The sequence below is a fragment of the Geodermatophilus siccatus genome, assembly GCF_900103785.1.
Classification (GTDB): Bacteria; Actinomycetota; Actinomycetes; order Mycobacteriales; family Geodermatophilaceae; genus Geodermatophilus; species Geodermatophilus siccatus.
The window spans coordinates 178,788-193,180 of the sequence record NZ_FNHE01000011.1; the positions used below are offsets into that span (position 1 = coordinate 178,788).

Sequence of the window (14,393 nt, forward strand, 5' to 3'; positions counted from 1 at the left end):
CGCACCGGTCCAGGGCTCCTGCAGGATGCGCACAGTCCGTACCCACAGGAGGCTCCCGATGGCCGCTGCCCGTCCCGGCGGGACCCCGCCCCCGATCCACACCGAGGGCACGCTGGCCTCGGGGCTGTACCGGCAGGCCTGGACCGTCGAGGACCCGGTCGGCGCCGTCGTCCTGGTGCACGGCGCGCACGAGCACGGCGGCCGGTACCGGCACGTTGCCGAGCGGCTGGCCGCCGCGGGGTACGCCACCCACGCCGTCGACCACCCCGGCCACGGCCGGTCCCCGGGCCGCCGCGGCAACATCGGCAGCATGGCCGCCGCCGTCGAGGGCGTGGCCGAGCTGGTGCGGTCCGCCGGCGAGCAGCACCCCGCCGTCCCGCTGTTCGTCTACGGGCACAGCCTGGGTGGGCTGATCGCGCTGCAGTACCTGACCGGGACGCCGGACGCCCGGGTCACCGGCGCGGTGGTGTCGGCGGCGGCGCTGGACACCAGCACCGCGAACGCCGTCCAGCGGGCCGTGGCGCCGCTGCTGTCGCGGGTCCTGCCCGACCTCGGCGTCCTGCAGCTCGACGTGGAGGCGGTCAGCCGGGACCCCGAGGTGGTCCGCGCCTACCGGGCCGACCCGCTCAACCACAACGGCCGGATGGTCGCCCGCACCGGCGCCGAGCTGATGACCGCTGCGCTGGCCATGCCCCGGCGGCTGCCCTCGCTGACCATGCCGCTGCTGGTGCTGCACGGCACCGCCGACCGGCTGGTGCCGCCGGCCGCCAGCGAGGTCGTCCGGGCGCACGCCGGCTCGCCCGACCTCACGCTCCGGACCTACGAGGGCCTGTTCCACGAACCGCACAACGAGCCCGAGAGGGACGAGGTCCTGGCCGACGTCGTCGCCTGGCTCGACGCCCACCGCCCCTCCTCCTGACCGCTTGCCGCCGGGCGGGAGGCCGTGCGGCGGGAGCGGGAGTGACCACGGCTACACCGGCGCGACACGCCGCGTCGACCTGCGGCGCGCCGGTTCCGGGGCTGATCTGTGACGGCCGTCACGACGACAATGCACATGACTGCACGTAGCTTTTCGTGTGCGCTCAGCAAACGAGAGAGCGCGGCGCCGGTCCGCCAAACCCTGCCCACCGGTCGCCCTCCAGATCCCAGGGCAGGGGTGGGGGACCCACGACCACGGCGCGCCACGACTCGAGCCGCACGACTCGAGCGGAGGACCGCCTCGGGGTGAAGCCGCGGACCGCGGCCGGGCACCGATCGCCCGAACCCGACAGCTCACCTCGCCGGCGGTGATCGGAGATCACCATGGCCAAGCACCGCGCACCCCGCTACGTCCGCACCAAGAAGGCCCTCGCCAAGGCGCCCGTCGCCGCCGGCGCCACCGTCGTCGGGTTCAGCGTCCTGGGCTCCCCGGCCCAGGCCCTCGCCGCCACCACCCACGACTGGACCGGCGTCGCCGAGTGCGAGTCCGGCGGCGACTGGAGCATCAACACCGGGAACGGCTACTACGGCGGGCTCCAGTTCAGCCAGTCGACCTGGGCCGCACACGGCGGCACGGCGCTCGCACCCCGCGCTGACCTGGCGACTCCCGCCCAGCAGGTCGAGATCGCCGAGAAGGTCCTCGCCGGCCAGGGCATCGGCGCCTGGCCGACCTGCGGCAGTCGCCTGACCGACGGCACCACGGCGGCCGCCGCCGAGACGCCGGGGGCCGCGCCGAGCGCCGCCCCGGCGACCAGCCCGGAGGACGCCGACACCCACGGCCGCCACGCCTCCGGGTCGGGCTACACCGTCGAGCGCGGCGACACGATCGCGACGATCGCCGCCGCCCACGGCCAGTCCTGGCGGGACCTGTACCAGCGCAACGTCGACGTCATCGGCGCCGACCCGGACGTGATCCTCCCGGGACAGGTCCTGCACACCGCCGGCCCGGCGGCCGCTCCCACCGCCGGCCTGGCCGGGAACGCCGCGCCCGCGCCGATGATCGCCCCGCTCGCAGCTGCGGCTCCGGCGGCTGCTGCCGCCCCCGCGGCCACCGCGAGCATCACCAACAGCGCCGGCGAGGTGGCCTCGCAGGTGCAGGCCGCGGCGGACCGGGTGGTCAGCGAGGTCCCCGGCGCCGGCTCGATCACCATCGGCGGCACCCGGGCCAGCGCGACCGACCCGAACGGCCACCCGTCCGGCCTCGCGCTGGACTACATGGTCACGTCCGACGCCGCCCTCGGTGACGCCATCGCCGAGTACCACATCGCCCACTGGGACGAGCTCGGCGTCGAGTACGTCATCTGGCAGCAGCGGATCCTGACCTCGCCCGACGGCGTGTGGAAGGCCATGGCCGACCGCGGCAGCGCGACGGCGAACCACATGGACCACGTGCACGTGAACTACGCCGGCTGAGTCCCCGGCCCGCACGTCGGCGGCCCCCCACCCGTTCCGCGGGTGGGGGGCCGCCGCCGTGCGAGGATCCGTGGGCGACGCCGGCTGGCGCACCGCGGCCCCGTCCGGGGCACCGCCCCGAGCCGATCGGCCCCGCCGCGGGGCCCGGCCCGGGCGTGCGGAGGCCGGGGAGGACGGGGTCCTCCCTCAGAGCAGCTCGTCGAGGTCATCCGGGCCCGGACCGGTGCCGCCGGAGTCGCGCAGCGGCGAGGTGTCGGGCAGGTCGTCCTCCGGCGGCTCGGGCGCCACCGGACCCTCCGAGTACAGGGTGCTCGGGTCCCGCGGGTCCATCTCGCTCATGCCGACCCAGGTGCCCCGGTGAGCCGCGGGGAACCGTCCGCGGACGGACCGACTCGCGCGTGGCGCTCGGTGTCCATGGCCAGACGTCCTAGACATCTGTTGCGGACCTGTTCCGTTCCCCGCATGCTGTCCCCGGCGGGGCCCCGGGGCAGGACCTGGGTGAGCTCCGCCGCCAGCTCCCCGCCGCCCACCGGGCCGCGGGTGCGGACCGGGCGGTAAGCGGTCAGGCGGGACGGTCGAGCAGTTCCTTCAGCGTCCGGTCGACGAAGGCGTTGTCGGCGGCGTTCATCCCGAGGCCGGCGAAGTGCCCCCAGATCGTGTCGATGACCCGGACCTCGCCCTGCTCGATGAACTGCGAGGCCCACTGCTCGTCCTCGGGCGGGAAGTACAGGTCGGTCCGGGCGGGCATGGCCACCAGCGGGCAGCGGATGGAGCGCAGCGCCGCCTCGGTGTCCCCGTCGAAGCCCGGGGTCCGGCCGACGTCGCCGTGCTCCCAGGTCCAGAGCATCGCCAGCAGGTTGTTCGGGTCCCGGTCCTCGTCGAGCCAGAACCCCTCCCAGAACCCCACCAGGAAGTCCTCGAGCGAGGAGTAGCCCATGGTCCGGTACTCGCGCTCCCAGTAGAACGCCTGCGACAGGCCCCACCCGGCGTAGATCCGGGCGAAGGCCCGCATGCCGGCGGTGGGGCGGGCGTCGGGGGAGTACTCGCCGCCCCGGAACGCCGGGTCGAGCGTCAGCGTGGCCCGCAGGCTCTTCAGGAAGACCTGGTTGTGCTCGCTGGTGCGGCTGGAGCCGACGATCGGGGCGGCCCGCTTCACCATCTCGGGGTGGCTGACCGCCCACTGGTAGGTCTGGCCGGCGCCCATGGAGGAGCCGAGCACGAGCTCGATCGACTCGATGCCCCACTGCTGCGTCAGCAGCCGGTGCTGGGCCTCGATCTGGTCGGCGAAGGTGACCGGGGGGAAGTGGGGGCCGTCGAACGGGGGTGGGGTGGTGCTCGGGGAGGTCGACAGGCCGTTGTTGAGCTGGTTCGGGACGACGATGAAGTACCGCTCGGGGTCGCAGGCCAGGCCCGGGCCGATCGACCACTCGTTGGCGTCGTGCCAGGCGCTGAACCAGGTGGGGTGCACGATCACGTTGGACCGGTCGGCGTTCAGGGTCCCGTAGGTCTTGTAGGCCAGCTGCGCGCCCCGCAGCGTCGCACCGCTCTGCAGCGGCAGGTCGCCGAGGTCGAACAGCTCGTGGTCCATCGGAGCCGGCACGGCGGGTTCCTCTCAGCCGGGAGGTCGGCCAGCCTGCTCGCCGGGCTGTGCTCGGCGCAACCCCGAACGCCGGGGTCAGGGGGTCGCGAGCCGCTCCAGCAGCCGGCGCAGGGTGCGCGCCTCGGTCGAGGACAGCGCGGCCAGGCCGTCGCGCTCGGCCTCGGCGATCCGCGGGGCCAGCGACCGGCACAACGCCCGGCCGCGTTCGGCGGCGTGCACGACGACACGGCGACGGTCGGTCGCGTCGACGTTGCGGTAGAGCAGGGAGCGCTCCACCAGCCGGTCCACGATCCGGGTCACGGTGGGCCCGGAGATGCGGGTGCGGCCGCTCAGGTCGCTCATGGACAGCGGGCCGCCCTCGGTCAGGGTGTGCAGCACCCGCCACTGGTCCAGGGTGAGGTCGCTCCCGACGAGGATCTCCTCGACGCGGGAGGTCAGGCCGGAGGTCACCTGCCGTAGCAGGTCGACGTGGGGCAGTGACCCCCCCGACGCCTCCTGCCGCATGCTCGCCTCTCCCTCGCCCGGGACCCTTCCCATGGCCGGGGCCGGTCAGCATAGTGAGGCCCGACTCGGGCCGATTCTCGCAGAGGTCCGGGACGTCCCGCCCCAACGACCACGCACTCCACGCCTGGGGGGATCGATGCGTCGTCGATCCACCGAGGTCGCGCGGGTCGGGCTGGTCGTACCCCTGCAGGGTCCCGCGGGCCTCTTCGGACCGTCCTGCGAGGCGGTCGCCGCGACGGCGGTGCGGAGCATCAACGACGCCGGCGTCCTCGGCCGGCAGCTGGCCGTCGAGGTCATCGACGGAGGCGCGCGCCCGGAGCAGGTGGGCGCCACCGTCGGCCGGTTGATCGATGCCGGGCGGATCGACGCGGTGACCGGCTGGCACATCTCGGCGGTCCGGCACGCCGTGGCCCCCGTGACCGCGGGGCGGATCCCCTACGTCTACACCTCCCTGTACGAGGGCGGGGAGTCCCGGCCCGGCGTCTTCTGCTCCGGTGAGACGCCCGCGCGGCAGATCGCCCCCGCCCTGCAGTGGCTGCGCGACGTGTGCGGCGTGCGGCGGTGGTTCGTGGTGGGCGACGACTACGTCTGGCCCCGTGCCTCGGTCGAGGTCACCCGGCAGTTCGCCCGGCGACTGGACCTGCAGCTGGTCGGGACCGCGTACGTGCCGCTGGGGACCGACGACTTCCGCGGCGTCGTCGAGCGCATCCGCGCCAGTGACACCCAGGGGGTGCTGCTGTACCTGGTCGGGCAGGACGCGGTCCAGTTCAACCGCGTGTTCGCCGAGCACGGGCTGCAGGACGGGCTGATCCGCTTCACCCCGCTCATGGAGGAGAACATGCTCCTGGCCAGCGGGGCGGAGGCGACGAGGAACCTCTTCGTCTGCGCGTCCTACTTCCGGTCGCTGGCCACGCCGTCGGCGCTGGAGTTCTGCGGCGACTACGTCGACCAGCACGGCCCCGACGCGCCACCCCTGAACAACGCCGCGGAGTCCTGCTGCGAGGGGCTCATGGCCCTGGCGGCCCTCGCCCGGCGGGCCGGCAGCCTCGACGTCCACCGGATGGTCGCCGTCGCCGACGGGCTCGGGTACGACGGGCCGCGCGGCCCGGTGTCCTTCGCCGGCAACCACCTCCAGCAGCGGGTCCACCTCGCCGTGGCCGACGGCTACGACTTCGACGTCCTCGCCACGCTGTAGTGGAGGTCGTGCCCCCGGCACCTCTTGACACTTCCTTTCACCTGAATAAGTTGCACCTGAAAGGAAGTGAGGAGCCATGGCCACGTACGTGTTCCGGTGCCCCGACTGCACGGTGTTCGAGGTGGTGATCCCGATGTCCGCGCTGCGCCCCACGCACCCCTGCCCCACGTGCGCGGGGGAGTCCCGCCGGGTGTGGACCGCGCCCGCGCTGGCGACGACACCCGGCGCACTCCACCGCGCCGTCGCGGCCGCCGACGCGAGCGCCGAGGCGCCGCAGGTGGTCCGGTCGATCCCCGCCGGCAGGCCGCGGCCGCGGAGCCGCCGCTGGAGTCCCGTCACCGGCGCCGCCCCCGTCAACGCGGCACACCGCCCCGCGGGCCCGCACCCCGCACTGCCGCGCTGGTGACCCGTGGGCGCCGTCGGCCTGCTCTACGTCGGTGCCGTGCTGGTGGTCAACGGCGTCATGCTGCTGGGGCACGTGAGCCCAGCCGGTGCCGCACCGCTGAACCTCTTCGTCGGTGGGCTCCAGGTGGTCACGCCGACCTACCTCATCATCGCCGCGGACGGCGACCAGGCGCAGATCGCGCTCGCCGCCGGGCTTTACTACTTCGGCTTCACCTACCTGTGGGTGGGGATCAACGGCATCGCCGGCTGGCCGGGCGAGGGGCTCGGCTGGTTCTCCCTGGTCGTGGCCGCTGCCGCCGTGGGGTTCGCCGCCCACTCCTGGCTGGTGGTGGGTGACCGGACCTTCGCCGTCATCTGGCTGCTGTGGGCGGTCCTGTGGTTCGGCTTCTTCCTGCTGCTGGCCCGGCACGAGGACCACCTCACCGGCGCGGTCGGCGTCCTGGCCCTGGGCGAGGGGCTGCTCACGGCCGCCGTCCCGGCCTTCCTGATCATCACCGGCTGGTGGAGCGAGTCGCTCACCACCGCCCTCGTCGTCGCCGTCCTCGGGGTGCTCCTGCTCGCCGTCAGCGTCCCGCTCGGCCGGACCCTGTCCGTCCCCGCTCCGCCCGCCCCCACCCAGCCCGGTGCCGCACCGGGCGCCCAGTGAGAGGAAACCGCCATGCCCGAGGTCGTGTTCACCGTCGACCAGAGCCGGTCCATGCGGGACCAGGCCGTCCCCGGCCACAACCGCTGGCACCCGGACATCCCGCCGGCGGTCACCGTCCGTCCGGGGCAGGACTTCCGGGTGGAGTGCCGGGAGTGGACCGACGGCCAGATCGGCAACAACGACTCGGCCAACGACGTGCGGGACGTCGACCTCTCCCACGCCCACATGCTCTCCGGGCCGATCGCCGTGGAGGGGGCCGAGCCGGGTGACCTCCTGGTCGTGGACATCCTCGACCTCGGGCCGGTGCCGCAGACCCAGGGCCCCAACTGCGGGGAGGGCTGGGGGTACTCCGGCATCTTCGCCAAGGTCAACGGCGGGGGCTTCCTCACCGACTACTTCCCGGACGCCTACAAGGCCATCTGGGACTTCCGCGGGCAGAAGTGCACGTCCCGCCACGTCCCCGGGGTCGAGTACACCGGCATCACCCACCCCGGCCTGTTCGGGACCGCGCCGTCGGCGGACCTGCTGGCCCGCTGGAACGCCCGCGAGCGGGCGCTGATCGCCACCGATCCCGACCGGGTCCCGCCGCTCGGGCTGCCGCCGCTGCCGGACAACGTCCTGGGCGGCACGGCCACCGGCGACCTGCTCGAGGCGATCGGGCGGGACGGCGCCCGCACCGTGCCGGCGCGGGAGAACGGCGGCAACCACGACATCAAGAACTTCACCCGCGGCAGCCGGGTCTTCTACCCGGTGTACGTCGACGGCGGGCTGCTCTCCGGCGGGGACCTCCACTTCAGCCAGGGGGACGGCGAGATCAACTTCTGCGGCGCCATCGAGATGGGCGGCTTCATCGACTTCTCCGTCGACCTCATCAAGGGCGGCATGGAGACCTACGGCGTCACCACGAACCCGATCTTCATGCCCGGCCGGGTCGAGCCGCGCTACTCGGAGTTCCTGACGTTCATCGGTGTCTCGGTCGACCACCGCGACGACACGAACGTCTACATGGACGCGACGCTGGCCTACCGCAACGCCTGCCTGAACGCCATCCGCTACCTGGAGAAGTGGGGCTACACCGGCGAGCAGGCCTACCTCATCCTCGGCACCTCGCCGATCGAGGGCCGGATCGGCGGTGTGGTGGACATCCCCAACGCCTGCTGCTCGGTGTTCCTGCCGACGGAGATCTTCGACGAGGACATCCGGCCCGGCGGCCGGGGCCCGCAGCGCAGGGACCGCGGGCAGGTCTGCGTCACCTCCTGACCGGGGTGCTGCGGCCGGGCGCGGGTGGACGACGGTCCGCCCGCGCCGCCGCGCCGTGACCCGGGTCCCCGCGGGCGGGCCGGGAGCCGTCCGCCTGGTTGCCGCCGGCGTGGTGGCCAACCTCGCGGTCGGGACGCTGTTCGCCTGGAGCCTCGTGGCGCCCCGGGTGGTGGCCGACGTCGGGGCGCCGCCGGGGAGCGGCCCGGCGGTGTTCGCCCTCGCCCTCGGGGTGTTCACCGTCGTCCTGCTCGGTGTGGGGCGCCTGCTGGCGCGGCTGGGACCGCGCCGGCTGCTCGTCGCGGCCGCCCTCGCCGCCGGGGCGGGGTTGGGGCTGACCGCCGCGGGGGAGGAGCCCGGGACGCCGTGGCTGGGGATCGGCCTGCTGTTCGGCGCGGCCAACGGGTCGGCCTACGGCGTCGCGGTCGCCCTCGCCGCCCGGGTCCCCGCTGCCCGCCGGGGCACGGCCAGCGGTCTGGTGGTCGGCGCGTACGCGGCCGGGCCGGTGGTGCTCGGCCTGGTGTCCCCGCACGTCCTGCCGGCGGTCGGCTGGCGGGCCTGCCTGGCCGTCCTCGCCGTGCTCGTCGCCGGTCTGGTGGGCCTCGCCGCAGCCCTCGCCCCCAGCGATGCGGGGGACCGGCAGCGCCACGAGCGCGTCGAGGAGCCGGTGCCCTGGACGACGGCGGGAGCCCTGTGGGTCCTCTTCGCCGGGGGTGCCGCGCCCGGTCTGGTCGTCTTCGCCGCCGCCGCGCCCCTGGCCGCCGCCCGGGGCCTGGGGCCCGGAGCCGTGGGAGCGGCCGTCTCCCTGCTGGCCGCCGGCAACCTGGCCGGCCGGCTGGGTGCCGGGTGGTGGTCGGACCGCGTCGGACGCCTCCCCGCCCTGGCGACCGCGCTCGCGGCCACCGCCGTCGCGGTCGCCGGGCTGGCCGTGGAGGCCGCACCCGGCGTCGTCCTGACCGGCCTGCTCGTCGTCGGGCTGGCGTACGGCGCGGTCTCCGCGCTGGTCCCGGCGGCGACGGCGGACCGCGTCGGCGTCCGCGCCTTCCCGACGGTGTACGGCCGGGTCTTCACCGCGTGGGGGTGTGCAGGCCTGCTCGCGCCCCTCCTCGGTGGGCGGCTGACCGACGCCGGCGGTCCGCAGGCCGCACTGCTCTGGCTCACCGTCCCGCTCGCCCTCGCGGCGGCCGCGCTGGCCGTCCTCGCCCGGAGGTGAGCCCTACACCCTCCGGCCGTCGATGAGGAGGTGCGCGACGCGCATCACCTCACGAAAAGAGGTCCGCGGATTGTCACAGTTGGATAACGCCGTTACGGTCGAGGGGTCCGATCGGTCGTTCCGCCTCCCAACGGGGGGCCCGAGCGGACGCCGCCGAGTCGCCTTCCGGGGCGAGCCGGGGACCCACCGCAGTACTGGGGTGAATCCCGCTCCTGGACGCACGTCCGGGGCCGGGTAGGGCTGCTTCCCGCCCGAACCCGTCAGCTAACCCGGTAGGCGGCAGTCGGAAGAACGGAGAGCCGCCGGATGGCGTGCGCCTGCCCCGCTGCACCACCCCGCCGGCTCCGGTCCCGGGGGCGCTCCCGCACCTGACCGCCCGCGGCCGTCCGCGGCGGACGTCGCCCGCGCAGGCCCACCGGACCCCCGAGCACCCCGGCTCGACCGGCACCCCGCCGTCCCCCTCCGGTGCGCCCGCCCCGGCGCTCGCCGCACGGCCGCGGCCCCCTGCCGTCCGCACGCCTCCGCAGACCCGCGCGCCCGCGCGCGCCGCTGCGCCCGCACCCCGGAGGACCCCATCCCCATGGACCCCCGCACCACCAGCTCTGGCCGCCTCTCCTCTCGCCGCCCCGCCCGCGCACGCCGCCGCCCCGCCCTGTACCTGGGGGTGGCCACCGCCGGCGCCGTCCTGGCCGGCGTCGTCGTCGGCCCCGAGCCGGCCGCGCAGGCCGAGGCCGCACCGCCGGAGACCGTCAGCGTCGCCCGGGAGCTCGGGCTGACCGCCGGCTCCGGCCCCGTCGACGTCGCCACCGAGCTGCAGCCGCTGCAGGACCTCGCCGCCACCCGCAGCACCCGCGAGGCCGCCGAGACCGCCGCCCAGCAGGTCCAGGCCGCCGCCGACCAGGCGGTGCTCGACCGGCAGCGGGCCGAGGCCGAGGCCGCCGCGAAGGCGAAGGCCGAGGCGGAGGCCGCTGCGAAGGCGGAGGCCGCGGCGGCCGCGCAGGCCGCCGCCGCTCCCGCCCCGGCGCAGGCGGGTGCGGCAGCTCCCGCGGCGGCCGCGCCCCGGGCCTCGGCCGCCGCGGCCGGCACGGTCGCGCGCATCAGCAACACCGCCGGTCCCGTCGCCGCGGTGGTGCAGGCCGCGGCGAACCGGGTGGTCAGCAACGTGCCCGGCGCCGGCTCGATCACCCTGGGCGGCACCCGCCCGAGCGCGGCCGACCCGGGCGGCCACCCGTCCGGCCTGGCGCTGGACTACATGGTGCTGTCCGACGCCGCCCTCGGGGACGCGATCGTCGAGTACCACATCGCCCACTGGGACGAGCTCGGCGTCGACTACGTCATCTGGCAGCAGCGGATGCTGTCCTCGCCGAACGGCTCCTGGAAGGCGATGGCGGACCGCGGTGGCGCGACGGCGAACCACATGGACCACCCGCACGTGAACTACCGGGGCTGACCTGCGGTTGCCCGCGGCGCCGGCGGGGCAGGACGGCACGATGGGCACCAGCTCCTCCCGTCCCGTCCCGCCGACCCTCGTCGACGCCAACCGGCTGTGGGTCGACTCGCGCGTCCGTGCGCTGGTCCAGCGCCGCGTCGAGGCGCCGGTCCTGCTCCGGCTGGGCGGGCCGGTGCCCGGCGGCCGGGTCCTGGAGCTCGGCACCGGGCGGCGCGGCACCGGGCTGCGCCTGGCGCTCGAGATCTTCGGCGCCGCACACGCCGACGGCGTCGAGCGGTACGAGACGAGCGTCGCGGCGTGCCGGGAGGCGGTCCGGGACCTGAGCGGCCGGGTCGACGTGCAGCGCGGCGACGCGACGGCGCTGACCGCGCAGGACGGGGCCTACGACGCGGTCTTCGGCTACCACGTCCTGCACCACGCCGACGCCTGGCGGGACGTCGTCCGGGAGGCGGCGCGGGTGCTGCGGCCCGGCGGGCGCCTCTACTCGTGCGAGATGACCGCGCGCTTCGTCGACAGCCGCCCGCTGCGGGCGGTCTCCCGCCACCCCGCCGACGGCGACCGGCCCACCCCGGACGGCCTGGCCGCCGCGTGCCGGGCGGCGGGGCTGACCGTGACCGCGCAGGACACCCGGCTCGCCGGCTGCTGGACGGCGCTCGTCGCGACCCGGCCCTGAGCCGGCCGCCCGCCGGGCGTCAGAAGAGCGGGGCGACCGTCCGCTCGGTGTCGTGCTCGGCGATGAACGCGCGGATGACCGGGTAGATCTCGGCCTCCCAGCGCGAGCCGGCGAACACGCCGTAGTGACCCACGCCCGGCTGCAGGTGGTGCCGCCGCCGCTCGGGTGCGAGCCCGGTGCACAGCGCGTGCGCCGCCTCGGTCTGCCCGGGCGAGCACATGTCGTCCTGGGCGCCCTCGACGGTGAGCAGCGCGGTCTCCTCGATGAGCGAGGGGTCCACGCGCCGGCCGCGCCAGGTCAGGACGCCGCGGGGCAGGTCGTGCCCCATGAAGACGCGCTCCAGCGTCTCCAGGTAGAACTCCGCGGGCACGTCCATGACCGCGCCGTACTCGTCGTAGAAGGCGCGGGTGGCGGCCGCGGTCGCCTCGTCGCCGGCCACCATGGCCCGGTACATCCCCAGGTGGGCGCCGAGGTGCCGGCGCGGGTTCATCGACATGAAGGCCGTGAGCTGGGCGACCCCGGGGTAGACCCGCCGTCCGGCGCCCGGGTACCGTGCCGGGACGGTCGTGGTCAGCAGCCGCTCGTACCGGGACAGCGGGATGCGGCCGGCGCCGGCGTTGACCCGGTTGGGGTTGACCCGGGTGTCGATCGGGCCGGCGATCAGCGTGAGGCTGCGCGGCTGGGCGGGGTCGTCGTCGGCGGCCAGCAGGGCGACGGCGGCGAGCACGAGCGGCGCGGGCTGGCACACGGCCAGCACGTGGGTGTCGCGGCCCAGGTGCCGCACCGCCCCCAGGACGTGGTCGACGTACTCGTCGAGCCCGAAGCGGCCGGCGCTCACCGGGACCTCGCGGGCGTTGTGCCAGTCGACGACGAACACGTCGTGGTCGGCCAGCAGGGTGCGCACCGTGGGGCGCAGCAGCGTGGCGAAGTGCCCGGAGATCGGCCCCACCACCAGCACCTGCGGCTGGCCGGCGACGTCGGGCTTGGAGAAGTGCAGGACGTCGGCGAACGGCGTCGACAACACCGGCTCCACGACCACCTCGGCGGCCCGCCCGTCGACGTCCACCGCGTCGATGCCCCAGTCGGGACGGACGTGCGTGGGGCGCGCGTCGGCGACCACCCGGCAGGCCGCCCGCAGCCGACGGGTGCCGGGCAGCCCGGCCAGCGGCGCGGGCAGCGACTCCAGGGCACGCGCGGTCAGCGCCGACGTCGTCCGGGCCGGAGCGGTCAGCCGCCGCTGCCACTCGTACGCGGTGTAGAGCACGGGTGTCCGCCCTTCGGAGCTCCTGCTGTGTGGCCGACGCCACACCCTGCCGACGCTAACCGACGGTCCCGGGGAGGGCCCGTCGGGACGCGCGGGCGCCGGTCAGCCGGCGAGGTCCGCGTACGCCGTGCGCAGCTCGCGCTTGAGGATCTTGCCGCTGGCGTTCTTCGGCAGGCCGTCGGCGACGGCCACGTACCGGGGCGTCTTGTAGCCGGCGAGCCGCTCACGGCAGAAGGCCACGAGCTGGTCGGGGTCGACCGGCTGCCCGTCCCGGGGGACGACGACCGCGGCGACGGCCTCTATCCAGCGCGGGTGGGGGATGCCGAAGACGGCGACCTCCGCGACGGCGGGGTGCTGGTAGAGGACCTCCTCCACCTCGCGGCTGGCCACGTTCTCCCCTCCGGTCTTGATCACGTCCTTCTTGCGGTCGACGATCGTGATGTAGCCGTCCTCGTCGGCCACGCCGAGGTCGCCGCTGTGGAACCAGCCGTTGCGGAACGCCTCGGCCGTCTTCTCCGGGTCGTTCCAGTAGCCGGCGGTGGCGTGCGGGCTGCGGTGCACGATCTCGCCCTCGACACCCGGGCCCACCGGGTCGTCGGCGTCGTCGACGATCCGGGTCTCGCTGTTGACGACCGCCGTGCCGGCGGACCCCGGCTTGCGCAGCTGGTCCTCGGGGGAGAGCACGAGGGCCACCGCGGACATCTCGGTCTGGCCGTAGAAGTTGAACAGCGCCATGTCCGGCAGCCGGCGGCGGAGCTCCTCGACGATGGAGACCGGCATGATCGACGCGCCGTAGTAGCCGGTGACCAGGGACGAGAGGTCGCGGCGGTCGAAGTCGGGGTGCCGCAGCAGCCCGATCCACACCGTCGGCGGGCAGAACAGGCTGGTGATCCGCTCCCGCTCGACGGTCTCGAGCACGGTGGCCGGGTCCGGCCCGTCCAGGACGACGTTCGTCCCGCCCAGGTAGAGGTTCGGCATCAGGAAGCAGTGCTGGGCGGCGACGTGGAACAGCGGCAGCGCGTGCAGGGCGACGTCCCCCGCGGTGTAGCGCCCGTCGACGATGCAGCTGACGTACTGAGCGATGAGGCTGCGGCTGGTCATCATCACGCCCTTGGGCCGCGACTCGGTGCCGCTGGTGTACATCAGCTGGAGCACGTCGTCGTCGGCGACGTCCACCTGCGGTGCGGTGGCGTCGGGGTGCGCGGTCCAGGTCTCGACCGCCTCCCAGCCCTCCGGGAGGCTCCCGCCGGCGCCGCCCAGGACGCCGCGGACCCGGACGGACTGCGCGCGCCCGGCCTGCTCGATGGCCTCCTGCGCCACCGGCAGCAGCGCGGACTCGGCGACGACGCCGATGGCCGCGGCGTGCTCGAGGATGTAGGCCACCTCGCTGGCCCGGAGCATGAAGTTCACCGGGACGGCGATCGCACCCAGCCGCGCCAGCGCGAAGGTCAGCACCACGTACCCGTCGTCGTTGTGGGACAGCAGCGCGCCCCGGTCGCCCTTGGACACGCCCCGTTCGGCCAGGGCGTTGGCGGTGCGGTCGGCCGCCGCGTCCAGCTCGGCGTAGGTGTGGGAGCGGTCCCGGAAGCGCAGGGCGGTCCTGCCCGGCACCCGGGCCGCGGAGCGGCGCAGCAGGTCGCCGAGGGCGTGCCGGCGGGCGCGGGCGATCGTCGTGGTCAGCGCGTCGTCGAACACGGGGGCCTCCCGGTGGCCGGCAGCGGTCGGGGTCGGTGGAGCCCGGGTCGGTGAACCGGACTGCACACGAGTACCACGGGATGCCGGGGACGGGCCCCGG

The 14,393-nt window shown here is 75.1% G+C and carries 14 protein-coding genes and 2 riboswitches; of the genes, 9 read left to right on the forward strand and 5 right to left on the reverse strand.

Annotated features, from left to right (window positions below; translation table 11 throughout):
* Positions 1 to 58: 58 nt before the first annotated feature.
* Both BLS21_RS19530 and BLS21_RS26280 read left to right on the forward strand, forming a co-directional pair.
* Positions 59 to 919 (forward strand): alpha/beta hydrolase, encoded by an 861-nt coding sequence (locus tag BLS21_RS19530; protein ID WP_091222400.1) that lies wholly within the window; start codon positions 59 to 61, stop codon positions 917 to 919.
* A gap of 262 nt (positions 920 to 1,181) precedes the next feature.
* Positions 1,182 to 1,301, forward strand: a riboswitch (cyclic di-AMP (ydaO/yuaA leader).
* Position 1,302: 1 nt separating this feature from the next.
* A complete protein-coding gene (locus BLS21_RS26280; RefSeq protein WP_091222403.1) occupies positions 1,303 to 2,391 on the forward strand; it encodes a LysM peptidoglycan-binding domain-containing protein in 1,089 nt (362 codons plus the stop codon).
* Between the two features lie 186 nt (positions 2,392 to 2,577).
* Here the strand turns inward: BLS21_RS26280 and BLS21_RS25300 are convergent, their stop codons facing one another.
* The 3 genes from BLS21_RS25300 to BLS21_RS19545 form a co-directional block, all read right to left on the reverse strand.
* Positions 2,578 to 2,730 carry a hypothetical protein gene (locus BLS21_RS25300; RefSeq protein WP_175479654.1) on the reverse strand — a complete coding sequence of 51 codons (153 nt, stop codon included), beginning with the start codon at positions 2,728 to 2,730 and terminating at the stop codon, positions 2,578 to 2,580.
* A 223-nt stretch (positions 2,731 to 2,953) separates the two neighbouring features.
* Complete coding sequence (locus tag BLS21_RS19540) at positions 2,954 to 3,991, reverse strand: alpha/beta fold hydrolase (protein ID WP_175479655.1); 1,038 nt, start codon at positions 3,989 to 3,991, stop codon at positions 2,954 to 2,956.
* Between the two features lie 75 nt (positions 3,992 to 4,066).
* Positions 4,067 to 4,441, reverse strand: a complete 375-nt coding sequence (locus BLS21_RS19545) for a MarR family winged helix-turn-helix transcriptional regulator (RefSeq protein WP_217636212.1) — start codon at positions 4,439 to 4,441, stop codon at positions 4,067 to 4,069.
* Between the two features lie 190 nt (positions 4,442 to 4,631).
* Here BLS21_RS19545 and BLS21_RS19550 point away from each other — a divergent pair, with 190 nt between their 5' ends.
* The 7 genes from BLS21_RS19550 to BLS21_RS19580 all read left to right on the forward strand — a co-directional run bounded on the left by BLS21_RS19550 (position 4,632) and on the right by BLS21_RS19580 (position 11,334).
* Positions 4,632 to 5,690 carry a substrate-binding domain-containing protein gene (locus tag BLS21_RS19550; RefSeq protein WP_091222407.1) on the forward strand — a complete coding sequence of 353 codons (1,059 nt, stop codon included), beginning with the start codon at positions 4,632 to 4,634 and terminating at the stop codon, positions 5,688 to 5,690.
* Between the two features lie 76 nt (positions 5,691 to 5,766).
* Positions 5,767 to 6,096, forward strand: a complete 330-nt coding sequence (locus BLS21_RS19555) for a zinc ribbon domain-containing protein (RefSeq protein WP_091222410.1) — start codon at positions 5,767 to 5,769, stop codon at positions 6,094 to 6,096.
* 3 nt (positions 6,097 to 6,099) lie between these two features.
* Positions 6,100 to 6,741 carry an AmiS/UreI family transporter gene (locus tag BLS21_RS19560; protein WP_091222413.1) on the forward strand — a complete coding sequence of 214 codons (642 nt, stop codon included), beginning with the start codon at positions 6,100 to 6,102 and terminating at the stop codon, positions 6,739 to 6,741.
* A gap of 12 nt (positions 6,742 to 6,753) precedes the next feature.
* Complete coding sequence (fmdA, locus tag BLS21_RS19565) at positions 6,754 to 8,001, forward strand: formamidase (RefSeq protein ID WP_091222416.1); 1,248 nt, start codon at positions 6,754 to 6,756, stop codon at positions 7,999 to 8,001.
* Positions 8,002 to 8,056: 55 nt separating this feature from the next.
* Positions 8,057 to 9,211: an MFS transporter gene (locus tag BLS21_RS19570; RefSeq protein ID WP_091222418.1), complete on the forward strand. Its 1,155-nt coding sequence runs from the start codon at positions 8,057 to 8,059 to the stop codon at positions 9,209 to 9,211.
* Positions 9,212 to 9,352: 141 nt separating this feature from the next.
* Positions 9,353 to 9,505: riboswitch (cyclic di-AMP (ydaO/yuaA leader) on the forward strand.
* A gap of 286 nt (positions 9,506 to 9,791) precedes the next feature.
* A complete protein-coding gene (locus tag BLS21_RS19575) occupies positions 9,792 to 10,661 on the forward strand; it encodes a VldE C-terminal domain-containing protein (protein ID WP_091222421.1) in 870 nt (289 codons plus the stop codon).
* Positions 10,662 to 10,701: 40 nt separating this feature from the next.
* On the forward strand, positions 10,702 to 11,334 hold the full coding sequence (locus tag BLS21_RS19580) for a class I SAM-dependent methyltransferase (protein WP_091222424.1): 633 nt from the start codon (positions 10,702 to 10,704) through the stop codon (positions 11,332 to 11,334).
* 19 nt (positions 11,335 to 11,353) lie between these two features.
* Here BLS21_RS19580 and phaZ read toward each other — a convergent pair whose 3' ends face one another.
* Together phaZ and BLS21_RS19590 are read right to left on the reverse strand one after the other, a co-directional pair.
* Complete coding sequence (gene phaZ / locus BLS21_RS19585) at positions 11,354 to 12,598, reverse strand: polyhydroxyalkanoate depolymerase (protein ID WP_091222427.1); 1,245 nt, start codon at positions 12,596 to 12,598, stop codon at positions 11,354 to 11,356.
* Positions 12,599 to 12,700: 102 nt separating this feature from the next.
* Entirely contained in the window at positions 12,701 to 14,293 is a 1,593-nt protein-coding gene (locus BLS21_RS19590) for an acyl-CoA synthetase (RefSeq protein WP_091222428.1), read from the reverse strand.
* Positions 14,294 to 14,393 lie beyond the last annotated feature (100 nt).